The 25,600-nt window shown below is 47.5% G+C and carries 24 protein-coding genes and 2 tRNA genes; 7 read left to right on the top strand and 19 right to left on the bottom strand.

The genetic code is table 11. From position 1 onward, the window contains the following. Positions 1 to 50: 50 nt before the first annotated feature. The 3 genes from DXD04_RS13340 to DXD04_RS13350 all read right to left on the bottom strand — a co-directional run bounded on the left by DXD04_RS13340 (position 51) and on the right by DXD04_RS13350 (position 2,958). Entirely contained in the window at positions 51 to 914 is an 864-nt protein-coding gene (locus tag DXD04_RS13340) for a fimbrillin family protein (RefSeq protein WP_117673758.1), read from the bottom strand. Positions 915 to 948: 34 nt separating this feature from the next. Further along, positions 949 to 1,800: a hypothetical protein gene (locus DXD04_RS13345; RefSeq protein WP_259296083.1), complete on the bottom strand. Its 852-nt coding sequence runs from the start codon at positions 1,798 to 1,800 to the stop codon at positions 949 to 951. A gap of 96 nt (positions 1,801 to 1,896) precedes the next feature. After that, positions 1,897 to 2,958 carry a DUF3575 domain-containing protein gene (locus DXD04_RS13350; protein WP_117673745.1) on the bottom strand — a complete coding sequence of 354 codons (1,062 nt, stop codon included), beginning with the start codon at positions 2,956 to 2,958 and terminating at the stop codon, positions 1,897 to 1,899. Positions 2,959 to 3,290: 332 nt separating this feature from the next. Here DXD04_RS13350 and DXD04_RS13355 point away from each other — a divergent pair, with 332 nt between their 5' ends. After that, complete coding sequence (locus DXD04_RS13355; RefSeq protein ID WP_117673760.1) at positions 3,291 to 4,079, top strand: DUF4738 domain-containing protein; 789 nt, start codon at positions 3,291 to 3,293, stop codon at positions 4,077 to 4,079. A gap of 69 nt (positions 4,080 to 4,148) precedes the next feature. Here DXD04_RS13355 and yihA read toward each other — a convergent pair whose 3' ends face one another. Beyond that, positions 4,149 to 4,760, bottom strand: a complete 612-nt coding sequence (gene yihA / locus DXD04_RS13360; protein WP_117673746.1) for a ribosome biogenesis GTP-binding protein YihA/YsxC — start codon at positions 4,758 to 4,760, stop codon at positions 4,149 to 4,151. A 145-nt stretch (positions 4,761 to 4,905) separates the two neighbouring features. On the opposite strand from yihA, the gene recR reads away from it, so the two are divergent. Genes recR through DXD04_RS13375 form a run of 3 tightly spaced genes read left to right on the top strand, consistent with a single transcriptional unit; the run spans position 4,906 to position 6,520 of the window. Continuing rightward, positions 4,906 to 5,523, top strand: a complete 618-nt coding sequence (recR, locus tag DXD04_RS13365; RefSeq protein ID WP_117673761.1) for a recombination mediator RecR — start codon at positions 4,906 to 4,908, stop codon at positions 5,521 to 5,523. A gap of 12 nt (positions 5,524 to 5,535) precedes the next feature. Then, positions 5,536 to 5,997, top strand: a complete 462-nt coding sequence (locus DXD04_RS13370) for a hypothetical protein (RefSeq protein ID WP_117673747.1) — start codon at positions 5,536 to 5,538, stop codon at positions 5,995 to 5,997. A gap of 7 nt (positions 5,998 to 6,004) precedes the next feature. Beyond that, positions 6,005 to 6,520, top strand: coding sequence for a GNAT family N-acetyltransferase (locus tag DXD04_RS13375; protein ID WP_117673762.1), 516 nt, complete (start codon positions 6,005 to 6,007; stop codon positions 6,518 to 6,520). A 251-nt stretch (positions 6,521 to 6,771) separates the two neighbouring features. Here the strand turns inward: DXD04_RS13375 and DXD04_RS13380 are convergent. The 6 genes from DXD04_RS13380 to DXD04_RS13405 form a co-directional block, all read right to left on the bottom strand. Next, a tRNA-Pro gene (locus DXD04_RS13380) sits at positions 6,772 to 6,846 on the bottom strand. Between the two features lie 34 nt (positions 6,847 to 6,880). Next, positions 6,881 to 6,955, bottom strand: a tRNA-Pro gene (locus DXD04_RS13385). Between the two features lie 159 nt (positions 6,956 to 7,114). Further along, on the bottom strand, positions 7,115 to 9,241 hold the full coding sequence (gene dpp5 / locus DXD04_RS13390; RefSeq protein ID WP_181977486.1) for a dipeptidyl-peptidase Dpp5: 2,127 nt from the start codon (positions 9,239 to 9,241) through the stop codon (positions 7,115 to 7,117). Positions 9,242 to 9,264: 23 nt separating this feature from the next. Beyond that, complete coding sequence (locus DXD04_RS13395; protein ID WP_117673748.1) at positions 9,265 to 10,155, bottom strand: ion transporter; 891 nt, start codon at positions 10,153 to 10,155, stop codon at positions 9,265 to 9,267. A gap of 130 nt (positions 10,156 to 10,285) precedes the next feature. Next, complete coding sequence (yidC, locus tag DXD04_RS13400) at positions 10,286 to 12,145, bottom strand: membrane protein insertase YidC (RefSeq protein ID WP_117673749.1); 1,860 nt, start codon at positions 12,143 to 12,145, stop codon at positions 10,286 to 10,288. Between the two features lie 29 nt (positions 12,146 to 12,174). Beyond that, the gene (locus tag DXD04_RS13405) at positions 12,175 to 13,773 is read right to left on the bottom strand and encodes a CTP synthase (RefSeq protein ID WP_022054142.1); all 1,599 of its coding nucleotides are present in this window, start codon (positions 13,771 to 13,773) and stop codon (positions 12,175 to 12,177) included. A gap of 341 nt (positions 13,774 to 14,114) precedes the next feature. Here DXD04_RS13405 and DXD04_RS13410 point away from each other — a divergent pair, with 341 nt between their 5' ends. Together DXD04_RS13410 and DXD04_RS13415 are read left to right on the top strand one after the other, a co-directional pair. Then, the gene (locus DXD04_RS13410; RefSeq protein WP_117673750.1) at positions 14,115 to 15,596 is read left to right on the top strand and encodes a DUF3078 domain-containing protein; all 1,482 of its coding nucleotides are present in this window, start codon (positions 14,115 to 14,117) and stop codon (positions 15,594 to 15,596) included. Between the two features lie 28 nt (positions 15,597 to 15,624). Further along, positions 15,625 to 16,242, top strand: coding sequence for a trimeric intracellular cation channel family protein (locus DXD04_RS13415; protein ID WP_117673764.1), 618 nt, complete (start codon positions 15,625 to 15,627; stop codon positions 16,240 to 16,242). Between the two features lie 15 nt (positions 16,243 to 16,257). On the opposite strand, the gene mtgA is transcribed toward DXD04_RS13415, so the two are convergent. From mtgA to pyrB, 7 genes are all read right to left on the bottom strand, one after another. Continuing rightward, the gene (mtgA, locus tag DXD04_RS13420; RefSeq protein ID WP_117673751.1) at positions 16,258 to 16,953 is read right to left on the bottom strand and encodes a monofunctional biosynthetic peptidoglycan transglycosylase; all 696 of its coding nucleotides are present in this window, start codon (positions 16,951 to 16,953) and stop codon (positions 16,258 to 16,260) included. Between the two features lie 80 nt (positions 16,954 to 17,033). Continuing rightward, the gene (locus DXD04_RS13425) at positions 17,034 to 17,750 is read right to left on the bottom strand and encodes a YiaD family glycine zipper/OmpA-like lipoprotein (RefSeq protein ID WP_117673752.1); all 717 of its coding nucleotides are present in this window, start codon (positions 17,748 to 17,750) and stop codon (positions 17,034 to 17,036) included. A 24-nt stretch (positions 17,751 to 17,774) separates the two neighbouring features. Beyond that, positions 17,775 to 19,055: a serine hydroxymethyltransferase gene (gene glyA / locus DXD04_RS13430; protein ID WP_022054148.1), complete on the bottom strand. Its 1,281-nt coding sequence runs from the start codon at positions 19,053 to 19,055 to the stop codon at positions 17,775 to 17,777. A gap of 30 nt (positions 19,056 to 19,085) precedes the next feature. Then, complete coding sequence (locus DXD04_RS13435; RefSeq protein WP_117673753.1) at positions 19,086 to 19,823, bottom strand: porin family protein; 738 nt, start codon at positions 19,821 to 19,823, stop codon at positions 19,086 to 19,088. Positions 19,824 to 19,830: 7 nt separating this feature from the next. Continuing rightward, positions 19,831 to 20,397 (bottom strand): flavin reductase family protein, encoded by a 567-nt coding sequence (locus tag DXD04_RS13440; RefSeq protein WP_117673754.1) that lies wholly within the window; start codon positions 20,395 to 20,397, stop codon positions 19,831 to 19,833. 3 nt (positions 20,398 to 20,400) lie between these two features. After that, positions 20,401 to 20,859 carry an aspartate carbamoyltransferase regulatory subunit gene (gene pyrI, locus DXD04_RS13445; protein ID WP_117673755.1) on the bottom strand — a complete coding sequence of 153 codons (459 nt, stop codon included), beginning with the start codon at positions 20,857 to 20,859 and terminating at the stop codon, positions 20,401 to 20,403. 27 nt (positions 20,860 to 20,886) lie between these two features. After that, a complete protein-coding gene (pyrB, locus tag DXD04_RS13450; RefSeq protein WP_007560519.1) occupies positions 20,887 to 21,828 on the bottom strand; it encodes an aspartate carbamoyltransferase in 942 nt (313 codons plus the stop codon). Between the two features lie 193 nt (positions 21,829 to 22,021). Between pyrB and DXD04_RS13455 the strand changes: the two genes are divergently transcribed. Further along, complete coding sequence (locus tag DXD04_RS13455) at positions 22,022 to 24,349, top strand: transglycosylase domain-containing protein (RefSeq protein ID WP_117673765.1); 2,328 nt, start codon at positions 22,022 to 22,024, stop codon at positions 24,347 to 24,349. An 86-nt stretch (positions 24,350 to 24,435) separates the two neighbouring features. On the opposite strand, the gene DXD04_RS13460 is transcribed toward DXD04_RS13455, so the two are convergent. Beyond that, positions 24,436 to 24,951 carry a UpxY family transcription antiterminator gene (locus DXD04_RS13460; protein WP_117673756.1) on the bottom strand — a complete coding sequence of 172 codons (516 nt, stop codon included), beginning with the start codon at positions 24,949 to 24,951 and terminating at the stop codon, positions 24,436 to 24,438. 5 nt (positions 24,952 to 24,956) lie between these two features. Next, positions 24,957 to 25,600, bottom strand: a 644-nt coding sequence (locus DXD04_RS13465; RefSeq protein WP_117673766.1) for an NAD-dependent epimerase/dehydratase family protein, incomplete at its 5' end; no start/stop codon positions are given.

Below are 25,600 nucleotides of genomic sequence, written 5' to 3' on the forward strand. Positions count from 1 at the left end.
TATGGGCAGCTCCGGCTTGACGCTTGCGCCGGGGCAGCGGTGTGCGGGGATTACAACTCTGCACTTGCATCGTTCGAATCTCCGGATTCCCACGGGTTAATTGTGGGGTCGCTCACCTCGATGTCCTTATTGTTGAGCGTTATGTTGTAGGTGTAGGCATAGCCTGCTGTGTAGAAATTGGCTGTGGGTGTAGCAGGCAGTTTCAGTTGGGCGTTGTAGCTCTGTCCGTTGTAAGACACTTTAAGGTTAAGAGAGGAGGTCACTTCCTGCGGGAGAATGATGACTTGCGAAGTGGTGGCACCGCCCAGCTGCATGGTAATCGGCGATTCGGAGGCTGCGGTTACGGCAGTCGTGCCGGTAGCCGTGTCGAATGTGCCTTCGTGCTTCAGCCCCTCCAACGTGTAGCCGGCAGGTTCCGTTTCGTTGAAACTGAGACCATCGCCTGCCTTGAAGGTGAACTTGATGAGACTCATGCAGTGGTGGAACGCATGGTCGCCGGTGAAGCTCACCGTCGGGTTGTGGGTGTCGCCTGTGGCTCCCGAGGCAAAGAGGAAGTCGATGTCCGCGCCCTGCTTGTCGGCTGCGGTGCTGACGGTCACCGTTCCGCCGTCAGACTGATACGGATAGTAGGCATGGAAGGTATGCGTTTCAGTGTCATTGAAATAGATGGTCGTACCGTCGGTCACGAACTTACCGTTCTCTCTCTTGTAGGGCACGTTGGTGAAGCCTGCGCCGGTGACGCCGATGCGGTCGCCGTCGGTCCAGTCGGTTCCTTCCGAATTGACGCGGGTTGCGGGCGTAATGTCGGCGATAAACAGGGCGGCTACCGGGCCGTCATTCAGGTTCTCATTGTCGTTGTTGCAGGCGGCAAGTGTCAATGCCAGCGCTGCGAAAGCAAAAAATCTTGTCTTCATCTTATTCATTCTTAATTATTAATTCTTCATTGTCTTACATTTCCGCACTGGCATCACCACCTTCTACCGTTTCCCATCCGGTAATTTCGCCCTTGCCTTCTTCCATGCCGACGGGGGTTTCCAGTGTCCCGGTCACACGGTAGGCGGTGGTCATATCGCCGTTAAAGTCCGCAAGGGCTTCCGTCAGGTCGACCTCCGTGCGCTGTGTGCGTCCGCCATCGGTAAAGACGATGTCCAGCACCAGCGCCTGCACGTCTCCCATCGTACCCAGCAGGCGGGCGTCGGCCGTGAGCTTGCTGCCGTCACGGGTGAAGGAGAAGACCGTGGAGGTCGGTTCGCCGATGGTCTGTCCCTTCTCCATATCAAAAATTCCGGCTATGCCGCTGAGGGTGGCGGTCACGCTCTGTATCAGTTCGGGGCGTCCCTGCGTCACTTCCAGTTCCAGTTGCAGGTCACGTACACGCTGCTGCGGAACAGGGTTGACACGCAGCGTGTCGTCAGCTGTTACGGTTATCTCCTGACTGACGGTCTTCAGATAGTCCGGCAGGGGGATTACGGATGCACCGTCCGCACGGCTCTTGCCATCAGGGGCATTGACCCGTGCCATTCGTCCGTCGAAAGTGAAACCTTCCGCACGGTTATAGATTACCATACTGTGTGTTCCCGGATTGAGCAGGTCGGGATTGGTGAATGGCGAGCCTGTAATGTCGGCCACCTTCCCGTCCATGTCGAGTACATAGTTATCGTCTGCCGACAGTCCCGTCAGGCTGATGGTGACAGCTCCCTTGTCGGGGTGCGGCGTGTCATAAAGCGTGTCCTTCACGCAGGAAGAGAGCAGCACGGCGGCTGCCATTCCCATCATATTTATATATTGTCTTGCTTTCATATTATATTTTTTTAGACATAAGAACAAAAGAACAAATATTATAGGGTTAACCCTGTTGACCGTCAGTTCAGTCTTTCATTCTTCATTCTTAATTCTTCATTTAATTTTCCATACCAATGTCACACCGGCATTGATGGGGCCCCACCAGTCCTTTGTCTCGTTGCCGCGGCGTACTCGCACACCGTCAATGACTTCATATTTCTCATAGTCGGCATTCAGGTAGCCCAGACCGAGGTTGAAATCAAGATCTAATGCCTTGTTCAGCCGCAGCCGGTAGCCGGTAGTGATGCCGCCACCCATCAGGTCGCCCTGCTTGCCTGTTTCGGAGAGCTTGTAGTTGAACTGTCCGGCCTTGAACATAGCACCCAGATACCAGGCTTTCTTCTCGCCTATATAGTAACGCATTTCCGGAGCCACTTCCCAAAGGGCATATCGGCGGTCTTTGTCGCTCCAGCTCCATGAAGTCCACGAGCCGTTTACGGCAATGCCCCACGATGGGCAGATGCGCCATTCAAGCCCTAAATCGGGTGTCAGGGTAGCCCAGCGCAGCAGGTTGGCACGCAGGGAGAGATGATAATCAGTTGGTGTTTTGGTTTCCGACGGCGTGTCGGCAAGAGTATTGGGTCGGGCTTCTTCCGCCTTGCGCTGCTCTTCGGCAAGCCGTTCCTGTTCGGCACGCTTCTCGGCTTCCAGTCGTTCAGCTTCCGCCTTGCGTCGTGCTTCCGCTTCCGCATCCGTCGCGGCTGTTTCCTTTACCGGTACCGTCATGCGCACGGTGACGAAATCACCTTCAGTCGCATGGTTGCGGGTAATGAAATTCTCCTCTTTTATTTCCGCACGTATAATCAGTTCGGATTTCACACGGTTGGCACGGATCTTTGCCGTGGCAAGGTTCTCGGTTTCACTGCCTAATGAGTTGCAGTAGCCATCGACATAAAGCGGCAGCTTGCCGTCAAGAATTGTGGCTTTGTTGCTTTCGATACATTCCAACAGGCGGGCAAGTTCCGTGTCATTGCCATTCCAAGGCACGTAGAACATGTCTTCCCTTGGCACGAAGCGGAAGGTGTAGGTCGTGTCTGCTTTCTGCTGCGCAATGACAGGAAAAGTGACTGCCGTCAGCCACAGAAACAGGGTAAGAAAAGTGATTTTTCTGCTCATGCTTTTATCTATTTTACTAATTCTAATACAATTTAAAATTTTCTGGAATGTAAAATAATAAAAATAATCTATATAAATTTCACTTTTTCTGATAAAAATGTTGATTCATGTGCAAAATAGGAAGTATTTGTTATTCAGAATATTTTTTTTGTTTTTCGAGCAATTTTTCCGGGAGCCTGTATCTTGTTTCGACAGGCTGGTGAACAACCTTCTTTTTCTCTAAACCCACTTGTGAAATGGCCGGTTATCTGCCAATAACTTTGCTGCATTTTCTGTTTTTGTCACTTTTTATTCGTATTTTTGCCGGAGGAAATGTAGAAATTCATTTACGCATGAAAAAAATGGGCTTGGGAATGCTCCTTGGGGGATTAGGAATGCTGGCAGGATGTCTGTCTCCCCAGCAGCACGGAGCAGAAAAGCAGGATGAAAATCAGGAAGTCATACAACGGCTGCAAGGCATCTGGCTGGATGACAACACGGAGGCACCTTTATTCAAAATTCAAGGCGACAGCATTTATTATGCCAGCCAGATTAATGCCCCGATGCCTTTTTCGGTGCACAATGACACGATAACGGTGTACAGTGCCCAGCCCATTCATTATTTCATAGAAGAATGCTTGTCGTACAGCCTGCGTTACCGCACGTCGGTGGGCGAGACGGTGAGCCTGCATAAGGCCGAATCGGATACGTTGTCGTTTGGTACGGTGGTTCCGGTGAAGGTGGTAGAGAACGAGGTGTTTGAAAAAGACTCGGTTATTTTCCATGGAGGAGAGCGCTACAGAGGTTATGCGTACATCAACCCGACCAAGAAGCGGGTGACCCTTGTCAGTATCAATGAAGAAGGTCTTCCGGTGGAAAATATCTACTATGACAATATCATCCATATCTGCGTGTACAAGGGGAAGGAACGTTTGTTCTCCAAAGATATAAATAAGGAAATGTTTGCCCGCGTGGTACCTGCCGATTTTCTGAACAACGCCATTCTGAGCGATATGGACTTTGTGAAGGTGGATGAAAAAGGTTATCGTTACGTGGCTACACTTTGCATCCCTGACGGGGCGGCTTGTTATAATGTCCGGCTGGATGTGAGCAAGGAAGGAAGCATCGTTTTCTCTCGTTGAGCGGGAAACTATAATGAAAAAATATCCTCCAGACTGCGATTTTCACCCAAACAGTCTGGAGGATATTTTTTATTCTGCCTGCTCTTTGAGCGAACGGTTTACTTGTTCTATGTAGTTGAGGATTTCCTGTCGTCCGGTCTTGTTCTCCGAAGACGAGATGAAATGCGGAGGCAGCTCTTCCCATTGTTCTTTCAGTGTGTTCAGGAAACGGTTTACGCTGGCCTTCGTCTTTCCCACACTCTGCTTGTCGGCTTTGGTGAAAATCAGGGCGAAGGGGATGCCGTTTTCTCCTAACCACTCGATGAATTCCAGGTCGATGCGCTGCGGTTCCAACCGGCTGTCGATGAGGACGAACAGGCAGGTCATCTGTTTCCGTTCCAGCACGTAGTATTCAATAAGCTTCTGGATTTTCTCCATCATCTTTTTTCCCCGCTGGGCATAGCCGTAGCCCGGAAGGTCTACCAGATACCATTCTTTGTTGATGAGGAAATGGTTGATAAGCAAGGTTTTTCCCGGTGTGGCCGAAGTCATGGCCAGTTTGGGATTCTTGGTCAGCATGTTGATGAGACTGGATTTTCCCACGTTGGAGCGCCCGATGAAGGCATATTCCGGAAGATGAGTCTGAGGGCACATGTCGGCCCGTGAGTTACTTACGACGAACTCTGCGCTGGTTATATCCATAGGTTATATCTGTGAGTTGTTTTATGCAAAGGTAATATAAAAACGGGATTCGGTGGAAGACTTCCTTGAAAATAATCTCCGCGAAATGGAGGCCGGTTCTTGTTTTATCCGTATTTTTGCCATTCGTATTAAAGAAACGATAAGCATGAATCAACAATATCCTTCAGTTTTACTGGAAAAAGCGGTGGGGGAGTTTGCCAAGCTTCCCGGCATTGGACGGAAAACAGCCATGCGGCTGGTACTGCACTTGCTGCGTCAGGACACGGCCACGGTAGAGGCTTTCAGCAGTGCCATTTCTACCTTGAAGAAAGAGGTGAAATATTGTAAGGTGTGTCACAACATTTCCGATACGGATGTGTGCCGCATCTGCTCCAATCCGTCGCGCGACGTGAGCACAGTGTGTGTGGTAGAGAATATACGCGATGTGATGGCGGTAGAGAACACCCAGCAGTATCGCGGGCTGTATCATGTGCTGGGAGGGGTGATTTCGCCCATGGATGGCATCGGACCTTCCGATTTGGAGATTGAAAGCCTGGTAAACCGTGTGAAAGAAGGCACTGTCAAGGAGGTAATCTTGGCGCTGAGTTCTACGATGGAAGGAGATACCACCAACTTCTACATTTTCCGCAAACTGGCGAGCTGCGATGTGAAGATAACCGTCATTGCCCGTGGAATCTCCATCGGTGATGAATTGCAATATACGGATGAGGTGACGCTGGGACGTTCCATCGTGAACCGCGTGGCGTTTACCGGAACCCTTTAAAGATAGAAAGAAATGGAAAAAAGAATGACTCGTCTGCTCCATGTGCTGGAAGCGGAATTTGCCTTGTTCTGGATACTGGTCGTGGCAGGGTGTGTGTTGTATGAAACGGATGTGTTGCCTCAGGGGAGTATGGTGGGCGATGCGCAGGCAGAATATATCTTGCAGACTGTCGGCATCTTGCTGACGGTGTGTCTGATACCCTTGTCGCTGCGCATGTTCAGCCTTTCGCTGACACGCTATGTCCGTCAGTTGTCTTTGCCCGAAGCATTGGTGAGCTACCGCCGCTGGTGTGAAATCCGTCTGGCTATGCTGCTGGCTCCGGCGCTGTTCAATCTGACGGTGTACTATACCACGCTCGATGTTACCAGTCTGTTGTGCATGGGCATGCTGTTGGTAGCTTCATTGTTTTGTGTGCCGGGACGTGGCCGCCTGATGCGGGAACTTGATTTACAGAAAGACGAACCGGAAAAATGAACATGTCATGAAACAGGGAAATATCAGTCTCCGCGCACCCGAGCCGGAAGATTTGGAGGTGATGCTCTCTTTTGAGAACGATGCGGCACTTTGGGAACTGGGTACGGCTACGGGCCCTTATTCCCGCTATCAGATGAAACGCTACATCGCCGAGAGTCAGAATGACTTGTATGCCGACGGGCAACTTCGGTTGATGATAGTGTGCGAGGGCCAGGGAGTGGCCGGTATTGTGGATGTGTTTTCCTTTGATGCACGTCACAACCGGGCGGAGGTAGGAATTGTAGTGCGGAAAGACTTGCGGGGGCAGGGGGTGGCGCAGACGGCACTTTCTCTCCTGGAATCGCATTGTTTTTCCTTGTTGGGTCTCCGGCAATTGTATGCCTATGTGCCGGTGGGGAATGTAGCCAGCCGGAAGCTGTTCACTTCGGCAGGCTATACCGAATGTGGTATCCTGAAGGACTGGATACGGGTAGGCACTTCTTATCAGGATGTGTGTTTCTTTCAGAAAATCAACGGAATATAGGTCGTTGTAAAAAACTTTAAAACAGGGTTGAAAAAACGCCTTTGCGTTTTAACTTAAACGCCTTTACGTTTTAACTTAAACGCCTTTACGTTTTAGGTAAAACGCAAGGACGTTTTACTTTAAATGCACTTGCGTTTGAAAGCAAACGCTTAGGCGTTTTTGAAAGCCGTTTGAGGGGGCTCTTTTTGAGGGAAAATACAATAAAAGAAGAAAGGCAACTCATCGTGTTGGATAAGTTGCCTTTCTTCTTGTCGGGGTAGCGGGATTCGAACCCACGACCCCCTGCTCCCAAAGCAGGTGCGCTAACCGGACTGCGCTACACCCCGGACAATGTAATAACTTTTACTTTTTTGACTTCTGTCGGGGTAGCGGGATTCGAACCCACGACCCCCTGCTCCCAAAGCAGGTGCGCTAACCGGACTGCGCTACACCCCGAAGTGTCTTTCTCAAAAGCGATGCAAAGGTATGGCTTTTTATTTTAATATGCAAATCCGGACGCTCTTTTTTTGTAAGAATTTTTCGAAGATTTTTAAAATCGTTTGAAATTCAATGGAATAGAAAAATCTTTTTTTAAGGCGTCCGGATGTGCGTGACTTATTTCTGTGGCTTCAGCCAGCGGTCAAGCCAGTTGAAGAAAGTGCGTTGCCACAAAATACCGTTCTGAGGTTTCAATACCCAGTGGTTTTCGTCCGGGAAAATCAGCAGTTCGGCAGGAATGCCTCTCAGTTTGGCAGCGTTGAATGCGGCCATACCTTGTGAGGCCAAGATGCGGTAGTCTTTCTCGCCGTGGATGCAGAGGATAGGAGTATCCCATTTGTCGACAAACAGGTGAGGAGAGTTGGCATAGCTACGCTTTACAGCTGGATTGTTCTTGTCCCAGTACGGGCCACCCAAATCCCAGTTGGTGAACCAGAGTTCTTCGGTTTCGAGATACTGCTGCTCCATGTTGAAGAATCCGTCGTGTGCGATGAAGGCCTTGAAACGCTTGTTGTGGTGTCCGGCCAGCCAGTACACTGAATATCCTCCGAAGCTGGCACCTACGCAGCCCAGGCGGTCTTTGTCTACGTACGGTTCTTTGGCAATGTCGTCGATGGCAGTCAGGTAGTCGTCCATGCAGTGTCCGCCGTAGTTGGTGCTGATTTCTTCCAGCCATTCCATGCCGAATCCCGGCAGACCGCGGCGGTTGGGAGCGATGATGATGTAATCGTTGGCAGCCATAATCTGGAAGTTCCAGCGGTAGCTCCAGAACTGGCTCACGGGGCTTTGCGGACCACCTTCGCAGAACAGCAGGGTGGGGTATTTCTTGTTCGGGTCGAAGTCTACCGGGTAGATTACCCACGAGAGCATGTCTTTACCGTCGACGGTCTTTGTCCAGCGGGCTTCTACTTTACCTAACTTCAGCTGCTTGAAGATGTGGTCGTTTTCCTGCGTGATGCGGGTTACCTCGTTATCCTTGTCCAGGTTGACGGTGAACAGCTCGTCAGCTTCGCTGATAGAGTGGCGCTTGGTGAGAAGCTGCCCGTCGCCCAGCATTTCTACAGAAGCATAGTCGTACATGCCTTCTGTAAGCTGTTCCACTTCACCCTTCAGGTTTGTACGGTGAATCATGCTGGTGGCATGCCATACACCGGTGAAATAGAGTGTCTGGTTGTCCGGAGCCCAGCAGTAGCTGTCTACGCCCGACTGGAAGGCTTCTGTAACGTAAGTCTTTTTGCCGTTTTTCAAATCCATTACGCAAAGGCGGTTGCGGTCGCTTTCGTATCCGTCGCGTTCCATACTTTGCCAGGCAATGAATCCGCCGTCGGGGGAGAACTGCGGGTTCGTGTCGTAACCCATGTTCTTGTCGGTAGAGTCTTCCTTGCAGAGATTGCGGGTCTGCTTGGTTTCCAGATTATACAGGTAAATGTCCGAATCGGTAGAAATAGCATATTCCAGTCCGGTTTTCTTGCGGCAGGTATATGCGATGGATTTGGAGTCAGGACTCCAGGTAAGCTGTTCGATGCCACCGAAAGGCTTCATCGGCGATTCGTAGGGTTCGCCGGCCAGGATGTCGGTTGTTTCGCCCACTTTATTTCCGGCAAATGGAGCCACGAACGGATGCGGTACGGTCTGTACCCATTCATCCCAGTGCTTGTACATCAGGTCGTCTATCACCATTCCACTGGCCTTGTCCAGGTCAGGATACTTGTCGACGGTGCGTTCGCCGTATTTCACCTGTGAGATGAAGAGCACCTTGCTCTCGTCGGGTGAGAACTTGAATCCGTCGATTCCCCCGGCAAATGAAGAAAGCTGTACGCGTTCGCTGCCGTCGGGATTCATTTCCCAAATCTGGCTGTTACCGTCGGCATCGGGTGCCAGGAAAGCAAGCTTGCTGCCGTTCTTAATCCATGCAGGTTCTCCTTCGCTGGCAGCTGTAGTGGTGAGCAACTGGTTGTCTGAACCGTCGGCATTCATTACGTAGATTACCAGGTGGCTCTTGTTTTCTTTCACACTGTAGTAAGACACCGTGTAGGCAATGCGTTTGCCATCGGGCGATACACAGGAACTTCCGATGCGTCCCATGGCCCAGAGTGTTTCAGGGGTCATACGGCCGTCTTTTACCGTAACCTCCTGTTTGCCGATGATGGGGCCATCTGTCTGTGCGGCTTTTTCAGGACCTACACAGGCCGATGTGGCGAGCATCATGGCTGCTGTCATAGTCATAAAATCTGTTTTTTTCATGTGTTTATTTGATGGTTTAATGATTAAAATTCTTCGTTGTGGATTTTTCTTTTTGAGTCACTCTCGAGTTCCTTTCCGCGGTATTTGCAATAGACGGTTTCTGCGTCGTGCCCTGTCTGGTGGCAGTGCGGACACTGGCGTTCTGCCTGCTTTTTCTGCTGGCTTACCATGGCTGCTGATACGATTCCCGTAGGTACGGCAATAATGGTGTAACCGGTGAGCATGATGATGGCCGACAGAAATCGTCCTACCGGGGTAACAGGGGTGATGTCGCCATAGCCTACGGTGGTCATAGTGACAATGGCCCAGTAGATACTATTGGGAATGTTGTTGAATTCAGACCCGGGTACGTCGCCCTCAATCATGTACATGACTGTTCCCATGGAGGTAACCAAGATGAGGACAAAAAAGAAAAATACGGATATTTTCGGTGCGCTGATGCGCAGGGAGCGCAGCAGCAGATTGCCTTCACTGATGAAAGAGAATAGTTTGAAGATGCGGAATATCCGGATGAGCCGGAAGGCCCGGATGACCAGCAGGTAGTGTGCACCCTTCAGGAAGAAGCTCAGGTAAACCGGCAGGGTGGCCAGCAGGTCCACCAGCCCGAAAAAGCTGAATATGTATTTCCGGGGATTTTTCAGGCAGTAAATACGGGCCAGGTATTCTATGGTAAAGAAGAGAGTCAGCAGGTATTCCAATAGTCGCAATATCCAGTAGGCTGTAGGAGAAAACAAGTGCATGCTTTCCAGTATGACCATCAGTACGCTGACAATGATGCTGCTGATTAATATGATGTTGAACAGCCTTCCTTTCGGTGTGTCTGATTCGAAAACGATGGAATATACTTTCTGCTTTAATGTTTCATTGTGCAGGAAATGCTGCCATCGGGTATAGAGTTTTGAAAAGTAGTTCATGGTTTTACCTTTGTTTCTGCAAAGGTAAGACAATAAATGGAAAAAGAGGAATGTAGCAGAAAAAAGAGCGCCCCTCGATGGCTTGTCTGTATGCCATTGAGGGGCGCTCTGCGGTATGAAGATAATCTTTTTATTTTTTCTTACCTCCCATGCGTTCCTGACGCTCTTTCTGTAGACGTTCCTGCTCTTTCTGCAGGGCTTCCAGTTTAGCCATCAGTCCGCTTGCCTTTTGCTGTGAAGGTTCTTTCTTGTTGGCTTCCAGCTGGGCGAGCAGTTTCTTTTCATCGGTCATGCGGCGCATAATCCACATGGTAATGATACCAATCAGACCGGAGATGAAATAGTAGTAGCTCAATCCGGATGCATAGTCGTTGAAGATGAAGAAGAACATCACAGGCATGATGTACATCATCCATTTCATGGCAGCCAGCTGTGGATTGTTGCCCATATCCTGCTGTTTCATCATGATAATCTGGTTGAGCACCGTAGTGATGCTGAACAGCAGACAGAACAAGCTCAGGTGGTTGCCTAACAACGGAATGTGGTAGCTCCAGCTGATCAGGTCGTCGTAAGCCGAAAGGTCATCAGCCCACAAGAATCCCTGCTGACGTAACTCGATAGCGTTCGGCACGAAGAAGAAGAGGGCCATGAACACCGGAGTTTGCAACAACATCGGCAGACAGCCGCCCATCGGACTGACATTGTACTGGCGATAGAGGGCCATGGTTTCCTGCTGTTTCTTCAGGGCATCTTCCTGCTTCGGATATTTGGCGTTAATCTTATCTACATACGGCTTCAGGGCACGCATTTTGGCAGATGAGATGAAAGACTTCCAGGTGGTAGGAAGTACCAGTACCTTGACGATGATGGTCATAAGCAGGATAACCATACCCATGCTCAGTCCCCAGCCTGACAGCCAGTCGAACAAGTTGATGGTAAACCAGCGGTTAATCAGGCGGATAATCGGCCATCCCAGATAAACCAGGTCTTCCAGTTCCTGATCTTTATCTTTAAAGCTCAAGTCGTTGCTGGCCAGCAGTGTCTTGAAGTGGTTCGGACCAAAGTAGAACTGCATGTGTGAAGCTTTGGCACCTGTCGGGTCGAAAGCTGTCTTCATGTCGGCTGCATAGTTCTTCATGTAACCGCTTCCTTGCTGTTCCATTTTCGATTCGAGTGTGGCGTTGTCAAAGTTCTGCTCTGCCATGAACACGCAGGAGAAATACTGATTCTTGAAAGCTACCCAGTCGAGTGATTCAGGAATGGTTTCTTTTTCATCCTTTGTTTCGCTCAAGTAATCGAAACTGTCGTCCACCGGCTTGTAGGTCAATGAAGTGTAACGCTGTTCGAAGTTGTAACCTTTCTCCATCTGGCGGGCACGCTGTTTCCATTCGATGTTCATGCTCTTGGTAGAAGGAGAGAAGAAATTCTGCATGCCGCTGGCTTGAACGGTAAGGTCTACCATATACGAGTTGGGCAGCAGTCGGTAGTTGAAGTCCAGGTGTCCGCCGTTGGCTGCGTTCAGTCGCATGGTCACGGTAGAATCGGTCACATTAGTCGCCTCGAAATACATCTGCTGGCTGAGAATGTTTTCGTTCTTTCCTTCAAAACCGAAATTCATGGAAGCATCTTCGCCGTCGAACAGAACGAGAGGCTGCTTCTTCTGGTCTTTATACTCTTTCAGCAGGGCCTTGCTCACTCGTCCGCCTTTGTTGGAGAAAGTCAGCTGAACCAGCTCGTTCTCCAGTACGGTAAATTGTTCCGTACCCTGTGCGGCCTGGAAGAAGAGGGAAGTACTGTCAGGGCGTGCAGCTTCAATGGCTGCAGCAGCCTGCTTTTCCTGGGCTTCCTGTTGTTGCTTGATAACCTGTTGGATAGAGTCCTGATAGTGCTGTGCGCGTGCTCTTTCTTCCTGGCTGGGGCGGTTGTAGATACCGAATCCCACGATAACCGCTCCAATCAGGATAAAGCCCACTAACGTGTTTTTGTCCATTTCTATTTCTTTACAATGTTATGTTTGGTTTATTTGCTGATAGCTGCCTTGATGAAGGACAGGAACAACGGATGTGGTTTCAATACCGTACTGCTGTATTCCGGATGGAACTGTGTACCGATAAACCATTTCAAGGTCGGGATTTCCACGATTTCCACCAGGTCGGATTCCGGATTGATACCTACGCACTTCATACCCGCCTTTTCGAATTCTTCCTTGTAGCTGTTGTTGAATTCGTAACGGTGACGGTGACGTTCCTGGATGTGTTCACTCTGGTAAGCTTCATAAGTCTTGGAGTTCGGGTCGATAACGCATTCGTAAGCTCCCAGACGCATGGTACCACCCATGTTCGTGATGGATTTCTGTTCCTCCATGATGTCGATTACATTGTGCGGAGTCTTTTCATCCATTTCACGGCTGTTGGCATCGGCATATCCCAGTACGTTTCGTGCGAATTCGATGACAATACACTGCATACCCAGACAGATACCGAATGTCGGTACGTTGTGTGTACGGCAGTACTTGATAGCTACGAACTTACCTTCGATACCACGCTGTCCGAATCCCGGGCAGATGATGACACCGTCCATGTCTTTCAGGTGCTCTTCTATGTTGTCGTCGGTCAGGTTCTCGCTATTGATAAAGTGAATGTCGGCCTTGCGGTCATTATAAGTTGCAGCTTGTGAAAGGGCTTCCAGAATTGATTTGTAGGCATCCTGTAAGTCGTATTTTCCTACCAGTCCGATTCTTACCTTCTCAGTAGCATTGTGACGACGGTTCAGGAAGTCTCTCCACGGGCCGAGAGTAGGAGTTTCACCTACCGGAAGTCCCATTTTTTCAAGGATAGTTACATCCAGTTTCTGTTCCTGCATACGCAAAGGTACTTCGTAGATGGTCGGCATGTCCATTGACTGGATAACGGCGTTGTCGTCTACGTTACAGAACAAGGCAACTTTCTTTCTCAGTCCCATGCTGAGTTCGTGTTCTGTACGAAGTACCAGGATATCCGGCTGAATACCTACAGACTGCAGTTCTTTTACAGAGTGCTGGGTCGGTTTAGTCTTCAATTCACCGGCAGCAGCCAAGTAAGGTACATAAGTCAAGTGTACGCACAAAGCGTTCTTGCCTAATTCCCATTTCAGCTGACGGATACTTTCCAGGTAAGGAAGTGATTCGATGTCGCCTACAGTTCCTCCGATTTCTGTAATGACGAAATCGAATTTATATTTGTTGCCCAGCAATTTGACATTGCGTTTAATTTCGTCAGTGATGTGAGGGATAATCTGGATGGTCTTGCCAAGATAGTCGCCACGGCGTTCCTTGTCGATTACACTCTTGTAGATGCGTCCGGTAGTGATGTTGTTGGCTTTGGTAGTTTGGATGCCTAAGAAGCGTTCGTAGTGTCCCAAGTCGAGGTCGGCTTCATGTCCGTCTACGGTTACGTAGCACTCTCCGTGTTCATAGGGATTCAGAGTTCCCGGGTCGATGTTGATATACGGGTCGAACTTCTGGATGGTTACGCTGTAGCCTCTGGCCTGCAGCAACTTACCGATAGATGATGAGATGATACCTTTTCCTAATGAAGAGGCTACACCACCTGTTACGAAAATATACTTTGTTTCTGCCACAATATGAATATTTAAAAATTAAATTCAACAGTTTAATGCTGCCTGCTTTCTTTTCTCTTAAGAAAGTGACAGTCAAAATGCCGGTGAGCAATATTTCTACCGACATGGAAGAACTACTTCTTCAAGTTTGCAAAATTATAAAAAAAAGCTGAACCCGCAAAAGTAAGTAGAGCAAAACCACGTTTAACTTTAAATATCCTTACGTTTTCCGATGGATGTACAAATGAAATTTTAAACAAAGGTGGGTAGAAAATTGTTTTTAAGTACAATTAGTAGGTGTGAAAGCTAACTTCTTTTAGAAATAAATCGTACTTTTGCACAAGATTTTAAGAATGACAAAAATGAAAAAGACGAGTCTTTTCTTGGTATTGCTTATGGTGTGCGGTGGGTTGGCCGCACAAGAAATGGAAGTGTCTTCGGATGCGATAAAATCGGATACACTAAAAAATGCGGTAGATTCTTTGAATGTAACAGCTCCTGTAGACAGCCTGCAGAATGCAACACAGAAGAAAGTAGTTCCGGCTGTAAAGAAAAAGGTGGAACTTCCTACACTGGAGGTGCGGAATTTCTGGCGGTTGATGCAGAATTTCCGTCGGGAGTATAACGCCCAGCTGGAGCGTTGGGATGATATTTATCTGCTGATAACGGGTATCCGTCCGAATCCAGATTACTATAAATTGTCGATGCCGGCTACTTATTATGAGGCACCGATAGAGCAGGCCTTCAGTATCTCTGACTGGAAACCGCAGATACCTTTTATAAAAGAAAATGTGCTGGATGCGCAATTGCCTCAGGTGGCCGATTTGCGTCATTCTGTGCAGGTGGATAAGGCGGTAAATCGGCAGTTGCTTTCTTTTTATCTGTCTTACCCCAGTTTGGTGAAGCAAAATGAGGAGAATTTGAAAGGCTTGAAACCGATATACGGTGAGGTGCTTGTAAACCAGCCGCGGAAAGAGAATCTGCTGGACATGATGCAGAATGATGAGCTTCCGAACCGGGTGACAGAAAAAGACCTGCTGGTTATCAAGCCGAATTTCTGGACCTTTGGTGGAAATGGTTATTTGCAATTCTCACAGAACTACATTTCGAAGAACTGGTATAAGGGTGGTGAAAGTACCAAATCATTGCTTTCCGGCTTCACCTGGCAGGCGAATTATGATGACAGACAGCGTATCCAGTTTGAAAACAAGATTGAGTGGAAATTGGGCTTTATCACGGCACCTTCGGATACCGTACACAGCTATAAGGCTAACAATGACCTGCTTCGCTTGAGTTCTAAATTGGGTTACAAGGCCTTCAGTACATGGTACTATACTTTGTCGGCTGAGTTCAAGACGCAGTTCTTCTCAAACTACGAGACCAACTCCGATAACTTGGTTTCTGCTTTCTTCTCACCGGCCGAATTGAACGTCGGTCTCGGTATGGACTACAAGTTTATCAAGGATGGCGTGTGCAATTTGTCTGTGCTGGTAAATCCGATAAACTACACCTTGTACAGCGTGGCCAGTGACAGGGTAGACCCTACAAAGTTTAACATCGAAGCCGGTCATAAACGGGAAAGTGTATGGGGTTCTCGTCTGGAATCTACATTGAAATGGAAAATGTTCTCCATCCTGATGTGGGAGTCCCGCTTGTCTTATACGACCAATTACGAGAAAGTGCTGGGTGAATGGGAAAATACCTTTACCTTTACCATTAATCAGTATCTTTCTACGAAGCTGTTCGTTCATGGTCGATTTGACGATGGGGTGACTCGTGAAGAAGGTCGAAGTTATTTTCAGTTGCAGGAATTGCTTAGTTTTGGTTTGAGTTATACTTGGTAAAATATTTGCTATGGATGTTTTTTTTCAGATGCCTTCGTTTGTAACGATACTGGATTTTGTGGGGACTTTTGCATTTGCCATAAGTGGTATACGTCTTGCTTCGGCGAAACGGTTTGACTGGTTTGGCGCTTATGTGGTGGGACTGGCTACGGCTATCGGTGGTGGAACCATTCGTGATGTTTTGCTGGATGTGACTCCAGCCTGGATGACCGACCCGATGTATCTCATTTGTACGGCTTTCGCTATGTTCTTTGTCATCTTGTTCGGAAAGTATGTCATTCGCCTGAATAATACCTTCTTTATTTTTGACACCATAGGTCTGGCCCTGTTTACGGTTGTAGGATTCAGTAAGGCGTATGCGCTGGGTTATCCGTTTTGGATTGCCATTATCATGGGTAGTATTACCGGTGCAGCTGGAGGAGTGCTGCGTGATATATTTATCAACGAGATTCCGCTGATATTCCGTAAAGAGATTTACGCCATGGCTTGTGTGATTGGCGGACTGGTTTACTGGATTTGTCTAATGCTGGACATGGAATCCGTACTTGCACAGATTATTGGTGGAGTAACCGTGTTTGTAGCCCGTATTTTAGCAGTGAAATATAAGATTACACTTCCGATTTTGAAAGGAGATCCGGAGCCTTAGCCCCGAGAAGTCTCCTTACTTTTCGGCTTTTTCCGGGAATGTAGGAACACATTTCATTAGATACATGATTTTCCGCTGACGCTTGTACATGTAAGGGCTGGGTTTTCCGGAATTGTATTTTCTTGGATTCGGCAGACTGGCTGCAATAAGTGCACATTGTTTGCGAGTGAGTTGAGAGGCCGTGGTGTGAAAGTGAGCTTTCGCCACGGCTTCTGCTCCATATATACCATCTCCCATTTCGATGGAGTTCAGGTAAACTTCCATGATTCTTTCTTTATCCCATATCAGTTCAATCAGTACCGTGAAATAGACTTCGAATCCTTTTCTTACCCAGGAGGAGGAGGGCCATAGGAATACATTCTTAGCTGTCTGCTGGCTGATGGTACTTGCTCCTCTGGCTTTCTTACGCTTTTTGTTTTCTTCAATAGCCTTGCTGATTTCCTTGAAGTCGAACCCGTTGTGGCTGGCAAAACGGTTGTCTTCAGAGGCAATGACCGCCATCGGAAGGTGACGTGATATTTTTTCTTTAGGTACCCATTTGTGCTTCATGGCCACTTTCTCACCTTTTACCAGTTGTTCTACACTTCGTATCACCATCAGGGGAGTGATGTAGACCGGAATAAATCTTAAGGCAACGACGGAAAGAATGGTAGATGCAAAGAAAAAGATAATCAGATTACGTATGTATCTTAGAATTCGTTTTCTGTTCATTAGTGTTTGATGTGGGGATGAAAATTATGCCGAGTCTGAAAGACCCGGCATAAGGATGTTTGTTACTATGAAAATTCGATTTATTGCAAAGTTCCAGCTTCAGCCTGTTGAATCATCTGCTGGCTGGCATACATATACACTTCTACACGGCGGTTTTCCTGACGGCCTGCAGCAGTTGAGTTGTCGGCTACGGGATTTTCTTCACCCATACCTGTAACAGACTTAATCTGGCTGGAAGAAGCGCCACAGGCTAACAGATAGCTTGATACACTCTGGGCACGTTCTTGTGAAAGGTCCAGATTCTTCTGGCGGCTCTGCTCTGCGGTACTGTTTTTCCAACCGGTATTATCAGTATATCCGTAGATGGCAACGTCCATGTCCTTGTTTTGGTTAAGCACGTTGTTGGCAAATTTGCTCAATGCAGATTTGGCAGAAGTACTTAATGTAGCACTGCTGGTATTAAACAAGATACCGGAGTCGAAAGTCACTTTTACGGCTTGTAATCCGTTGTTGTCAGTTACCTGCTCTACCTGTGCACCTTCAATCTGTTCTGCCTGTGCGGCAGCCTTGTCCATCTTCTTACCAATCAGTACACCGGCACCTGTACCTACGACAGCACCTACAGCCGCTCCAATGGCAGCTCCTTTTCCGTGACCGGCGATACCTCCGATCAATGCTCCCAGGGCAGCTCCACTTCCTGCACCAATCATTCCACCTTTGGCTGTATTTGTCATACCACACCCGCTAAATACCAAGCATGCACTCAGTAAGATAGCCATAGAATTCATTTTCTTCATTTTGTTTCGTTTTTAGTCGTTTAGTTAATATGCAAATATAGGATAGTTTTTCATCGTTTCATTTACGCGGTGACGTACGGAAGCGATAACCTCTTCGTTGTCTACATTTGACAGTACGGTTTCAATCATTTCTGCAATTTCGTACATCAAGTCTTCTTTGGCGCCACGGGTCGTAATGGCCGGAGTTCCCAGACGGATACCTGATGTCTGGAATGCAGAGCGAGTGTCAAACGGTACCATATTCTTGTTGACAGTGATGTCGGCTGCTACCAACGCTTTTTCAGCTACCTTTCCTGTCAAATCTGGATATTTGCTGCGCAGGTCTACCAGCATAGAGTGATTATCTGTTCCTCCCGATACGATGGTGAAACCACGATCCATCAAAGCCTGAGCCAATACACGGGCGTTCTTCTGTACCTGAATTTGGTATTCTTTGTATTCCGGTTGCATACATTCGTAGAATGCTACGGCTTTAGCTGCAATGACGTGTTCCAGCGGGCCACCCTGAATGCCGGGGAATACAGCTGAATCCAGTAACTGTGACATCATCTTGATTTCGCCTTTCGGAGTTTTCTTTCCCCATGGATTAGGGAAGTCTTTACCCATCAGGATGATACCACCACGCGGACCACGAAGCGTTTTGTGGGTAGTTGAAGTTACGATATGTGCGTATTTCACCGGATTGTCAAGCAAACCGGCAGCAATCAGTCCGGCCGGATGTGCCATATCAATCATCAGGATAGCGCCTACCTTGTCAGCAATCTCACGCATGCGTTTGTAGTCCCATTCACGTGAATAAGCAGAACCTCCGCCTACAATTAACTTCGGATGCTCTCTCAAGGCGATTTCTTCCATCTGGTCATAATCTACGCGACCCGTCTCTTTGTTCAGGTTATATTCGCATGGAGTGTACAGAATACCTGAAGTATTTACTGCAGAGCCATGAGACAGATGTCCGCCGTGTGCCAGGTTCAAACCCATGAACTTGTCGCCCGGATTCAATACTGCCAGGAATACGGCAGCATTGGCCTGTGCACCTGAGTGAGGCTGTACGTTTGCCCATTCAGCTCCGAAAATCTGCTTGATACGGTCGATGGCCAGCTGTTCGCTCTGGTCTACCACTTCGCATCCTCCGTAATATCTTTTTCCAGGATACCCTTCTGCATATTTGTTGGTCAGGCAAGAACCCATAGCCTGCATGACTTGTTCACTTACAAAGTTTTCTGAGGCAATCAGTTCAATACCTTTTAGTTGTCTCTGATGTTCTTTCTCAATGATGCTAAAAATAGAATCGTCTCGTTTCATGATATAGTTGTTTTAAAGTGAAAAATCCTGTTAGAAAATAACTCCGACCGAAAAACTCAGAATGTTTTTCCGTTGTTCCAGCTTAATTTTTCCTTCATTATGCGGAGCCTCAGTCAGGTCGGTGTTATAGGTGATAGAACGGATGGTGTTATGAAGTCCCACCTCGTAACGGAAATCAAAGAAGATGTTGGATACGTTGACGGCCAGTCCCACGACTCCGCTGTACTGGAACGGATATTGCTCTTCCTTTATTTCCTGTTGGTGGAAGCCTGTAAATTCGGTTGAACAATGTTTCTCCCATACCCATGTCACCTTGGGACCTACGAAAAATGCCATTCCATACGGATGTACGTCAATGAACTTATAGCCGTAAAGAATGGGCAGGTCAAGTGTCGTCATTTTTTTCTTGATAAGGGCATTCTCCTTCAGAATTTCCGAGTTGGCTAATGTGCTGGGAATAGAAACACTTCCTTGAGTGATATTGCAGGAAAATTCCGGTTGTATGAAGTGGTGTTTCTTCATGTTGAAGCGGCAGAACACCGCTGCAAAATAACCTACTTTATAGTTATTTTGGGCAAGTTCCAGTTCTTTGCCGTTAATTGAAATCTCATCCGTAAAGAACATGGAAGAGTTGAAACCGGCTTTCACTCCCAGGTTGAAACGCGGCTGTTTCAGCGTAACCATGGGCGTAGTTACGGCCTGTGCTTGCAGCTCACATACTGCCAGCACACCGCTTCCAATGAGGGTGAATAGGGCTTCTTTTATCATAAATCAGTTATTTCTTTTTCTCTACCGACCATCCGAACTTGCCAATTTTCTCTCCTAATTCGTAATATCCCCCGTGGGCATAAACCAGAAGGTTAGATTGAGCCAGTTCAAATTTGCCGGTTTCCGAGTTCAGGTATTTATCGTCTGCTTTCACGTTGACTACGTCCGCAATAAACATGTGATGTGAACCTAAAGCGACGATTTCCTTTACCCGGCATTCAATGCAGAGTGGCGACTCTTCAATGAGAGGAGCCTGCACCATGGCTGCCTTTCCTGGAGTTAATTTCATCTCCTGGAACTTGTTGTAGTCTTTGCCTGAACGAACTCCGCACCAGTCTGTGGCAAAAGCCATATCTTTGGTGGTCAGATTAATGACAAACTCCATATTCTTTTTCAGAATAGGATAGGAGTGCCGTTCTGGTCTGACAGAAATGTAACACATAGGTGGGTTGGTACAGATTGTACCTACCCACGCTACGGTGATAATGTTATATTCTCCTTCACAGCTGCCACATGTAACCAAGGCAGCCGGAAGAGGATAAATCATTGTCCCTGGTTTCCAGTCCTGCTTCATGGTTTACAGAAGTTTGATGTTATCCTTCTGCTGTTCTTTTTCGCAGTAATGGCACTTCAACAAGCCTTTTTCCTTGTCGACAACGTGGAACCATGTTTGCATCGGCTCGTTGTTGGTGATACATTTCGGGTTGTTGCACTTCACGATGCCTCTCAGCTCGTCAGGCATTTCCACTTCTTTCTTTTCTACGACTTCATAGTCGCGGATGATATTCAGCTTGATTTTGGAAGCAACTACCGACAAGCGGCTGATTTCTTCTTCCGTAAAGAAGCGGTCGGCAATTTTGATGATTCCCTTCTTGCCTAATTTCTTACTTTCAAAGTTGTTGCCTATTGTGATGTTGGCATCTTCATCCTGCAGTCCCAGCAAGGATACGACTGTAAATAACTTATTGGAAGGTATATGGTCAATGACTGTTCCGTTTTTCAGCGCAGCCACCTGTAATTCTTTCTTTTCACTCATAGTTACTTGAATTGAATAGTTTCCGGATTATTTTTCAGTATCAGCTTTTACCTCGTCGAGTGTAATTCCTAACACATCGCAAAGGATGGCCTGGCGGGCATAAAGACCGTTCTTGGCCTGTTGGAAATAGTAAGCTTTCGGATTGTCGTCCACGTCATAAGTAATCTCGTTCACACGAGGAAGCGGGTGGAGGATTTTCAGGTTCGGGCGTGTATGTTCCAGCATCTTGTTGTTCAGGATATACACATCTTTCACTCTTTCATATTCCATCAGGTCAGTGAAACGTTCCCGCTGAACACGAGTCATATACAGAATATCGGCATCTGCAATGGTTTCTTCGGTGAAGTCAGTATGTTCCACGTATTTGATGTGATGTTCCTGGCAATACAGCTTGTATTCGTCCGGCATTTTCAGTTCGTCCGGAGCAATGAAATGGAAAGTAGGATTGAAGTGTCGCATAGCCATCAGCAGCGAGTGAACCGTTCTTCCGTATTTCAAGTCACCTACCAGATAAATGTTCAGGTTTTCCAGTGTACCTTGAGTCTTATAGATGGAGTATAAATCCAGCATTGTTTGTGAAGGATGCTGGTTTGCACCATCTCCGGCATTTACGATGGGCACCGGAGCCACTTCACTGGCGTAACGTGCAGCACCTTCCAGATAATGTCTCATTACGATGATGTCTGCATAGTTGCTCACCATCATGATGGTATCCTTCAGCGTTTCTCCTTTAGAAGAACTGGTCACCTTCGGATCGGTAAATCCGATGACTCTTGCTCCCAGACGGTTGGCTGCCGTTTCAAAGCTCAGACGGGTACGGGTAGATGGTTCAAAGAACAGAGTGGCAACTACTTTTTCTGCCAGCAGGCGGCGGTTAGGTTTCTTTTCAAACTCTCTTGCCATTTCCAGAAGATACATGATTTTCTCTTTGGAATGTTCGGCGATAGTAACTAAACTTCTATTTTCCATGTTAGCTGTTTTTGATTACTTTTATAATACCGGAGTTCAAAGGTAGGTAAAAAAAATAGAAATCCCACCGTTTTTAGGATATTTCGGACTACGTTTTCGCATTTAAGAGGATATTGCGGAAAATAAGTCTTTGTTACAAAGATTTTCCGTAAATTTGCGGCTTAAAAGTCTAATTAATGAATATAATAAAAGTATGAGAAAGATATTTATATATGCAATGTGGGGTTTTGTGTTCATCTGCATTGCCGCAGTTGCCATCGTTTTTACGGCCATTGCAAAAGGTAAAATAGGTTATGTTCCCCCGGTAGAAGAGCTGGAAAACCCGAATCTGAAGTTTGCTACTCAGGTCATTTCTGAAGACGGAAAGCTGTTGGGAACCTGGTCGCTTAGTAAGGAAAACCGCGTGTATGTGGGCTATGAAGACCTTTCTCCCCATCTGGTACATGCCTTGGTGGCCACTGAAGATGTGCGTTTTGAAGACCATTCCGGTATCGACGCCCGTGCTTTCATGCGTGCGGTTATCAAGCGTGGAATCTTCATGCAGAAACATGCCGGTGGAGGTAGTACCATTACCCAGCAGTTGGCTAAGCAGTTCTATTCACCGACAGCCGACAATGTAATGGAGCGTCTGTTGCAGAAACCTATCGAGTGGGTGATTGCGGTAAAACTGGAACGCTATTATACAAAGGAAGAAATTCTTACCATGTATCTTAATAAGTTCGACTTCCTGAACAATGCCGTAGGTATTAAGACAGCGGCTAAGACGTATTTTGCCAAAGATCCGAAGAACTTGAAAATAGAAGAAGCCGCTACCTTGATAGGTATGTGTAAGAACCCTTCTCTCTATAACCCTCGTCGTTTTAATGAACGTTCTCGCGGACGTCGTAATACCGTGCTCGACCAGATGCGTAAGGCAGGCTTCCTTACTCAGGAAGAATGTGATTCTTTGCAGGCACTTCCGTTGGTGCTGAAATTTCAGCCTGTCGACCATAAAGACGGATTGGCTACCTATTTCCGTGAATACCTGCGTGGCGTAATGACCGCTCGTAAACCGGACCGGAGCGATTACCGTGGCTGGCAGATGCAGAAATATTATGAAGATTCTTTGGCTTGGGAAACCAACCCGTTGTATGGCTGGTGTGCGAAGAATAAAAAGAAAGACGGTACCAACTACAATCTGTATGTAGACGGATTGAAGATTTATACCACTATCAATTCCCGTATGCAGCAGTATGCCGAAGAAGCTGTTTATGAACATGTAGCCAAATATCTGCAGCCTCGCTTCTTCAAGGAAAAGAGAGGGCGTAAGACAGCTCCTTATACCAATCAGCTGACACCGGAGGAAGTGGAACAGATTCTGAACCGCTCCATTCGTCAGAGCGACCGTTACCGTACCATGAAAGCTGACGGATGCTCTGAAGCTGAAATCATGAAAGCATTCAACACTAAATATGAAATGTCCGTATTCTCATGGGATGGAGAAAAAGATACAATCATGACTCCGCTTGACTCCATCAAGTATTACAAACATTTCTTGCGTGCAGGCTTTATGTCCATGGACCCGATTACGGGCCATGTGAAAGCATACGTGGGAGGACCTAATTACAACTACTTCCAGTATGATATGGCTATGGTAGGTCGTCGTCAGGTAGGTTCAACCATCAAACCTTATTTGTATGCGCTTGCCATGGAGAATGGCTTCTCGCCATGTGATGAAGTTCGTAATGTAGAGCAGACCCTCTTCGATGAGAACGGAAAAGCCTGGTCACCCCGTAACAGCTCCAAGTCGCATTATGGAGAAATTGTGACCTTGAAATGGGGATTGGCCAACTCCAATAACTGGATTTCAGCCTACCTGATGAGCAAACTCAGCCCGTACGACCTGGTTCGCCTGATACACTCATTCGGTGTATTAAATAAGGATGTACAGCCTACCGTTTCCCTCTGTCTTGGACCATGTGAAATTTCGGTAGGAGAGATGGTCAGTGCGTACACGGCCTTTGTCAATAAAGGTATCCGTACCGCTCCGCTATTTGTCACCCGTATTGAAGACAATGATGGTAACGTCATAGCCAACTTCACGCCGCAAGTGAATGAAGTCATTAGTGAATCTACTTCTTATAAGATGCTCGTTATGCTGCGTGCCGTAATTAATGAAGGTACGGGTGGACGTGTTCGTCGCTTGTATGGCATCAAGGCTGATATGGGAGGTAAGACAGGAACTACCAACCGTAACTCCGACGGATGGTTTATGGGCTTCACTCCTTCGTTGGTATCCGGTTGCTGGGTAGGTGGTGAAGAACGCGACATCCATTTCGATACGATGCGCGACGGCCAGGGGGCTTCTATGGCATTGCCTATCTGGGGCATCTATATGCAGAAAGTCTATGCCGACAAGACATTAGGCTACTCTCAAGACGAGACTTTCGATATTCCAGGTGATTTCGATCCTTGTAAAGACCGTCTGACAGAGATAGAAGAAGAAAATACCACACGTCTTGATGACGTATTCTTCCAATAACAAAGAACGGCGGGAAGTTGCTTTTCCAACATGCAACTTCCCGCCGTTTTCTTTATATTCCCGCTTTCTCTTTTGAGAAATCAGTCTTATACTTTCTTTACGTATCCTACTGGCATTTCCACGATGGCATAGCCCAGATGGTCAATGCGTATCATCACCTGCGAGTGTCCTCCTATTTCTACCAGCTCACCTTGAAGACCTTTCAGAGAGCCTTTGATTACTTCTACCTGTTCCCCTGGGGCCAGCGGCTCATTTTGGAACCGTACAGTCTCCTCGGAGTAATCCAGCATGAACTTAAACTGCTCCATCTCTTTGTCCCGGATAATGGCCGGTCGTCGGGTTGCCGGGTCTATCAAGCAGCCCGTTAATGACGGAAAATTCTGAAGCAGCTCAATTCGTCCTTTTTCATCCGTGCAGATAAAAATCAACATCGGAATTACGACTTGCTTGATTTTCTTTTTCCGGTCACTCCATTGACGCACCACTTCCTGTATGGGTAAGAAATGCTCCACGTGGAGCATTTCTAATTTTTCTGCCGTTTTTTTCTCGTGATGCATTCTTACGTAGAAAGCATACCAGTGTCTCTCTATTTTTTCTTCCATTCGGATTATACTGTCTGATGATTGATGCAGATACCCTTCAGGTACCATTCATACAAGCGGTGAATACCTTCGTCTATTTCTACTTTATGGTGCCATCCCAGGCTGTGCAGTTTGCTTACGTCCGTCAGCTTGCGCAGTGTGCCGTCCGGTTTCGATGCATCCCAGCGCAGTTCACCCTTGAAGCCGATTTCCTTCATGATTTTCTCTGCCACTTCGCGGATAGACACTTCCTTGCCCGTACCCACGTTGATGTGACAGTTACGGATTTCAGTAATACCGTCCGCATTTTTCTTTGACGCATCATACGTCTGCTTGAAATCCACGTTCAGCAACACATGTACGCTGGCATCCGCCATTTCTTCACTCCACAAAAACTCACGCATCGGCTTTCCCGTACCCCAAAGCGTAACCGCTTTCGGTGTGATGCCGAACTTCGCCAGCTTTTCCAGAATCTCCTCGTCCGTATTACTTCCGTTTACACCTTCCACCGGGCGCAGGTTGATGTCCTTACGCACCGCATCCCAGTCGCCCTCGTTCAGGCATTTCGCCAGGTGAATCTTGCGGATCATGGCCGGCAGTACGTGACTGTTTTCCAAGTGGAAGTTATCATTCGGACCGTACAGGTTGGTTGGCATTACGGCGATGTAAT

Origin of the sequence: Phocaeicola plebeius (genome assembly GCF_003437535.1) — a bacterium.
Lineage (GTDB): Bacteria > Bacteroidota > Bacteroidia > Bacteroidales > Bacteroidaceae > Phocaeicola > Phocaeicola plebeius_A.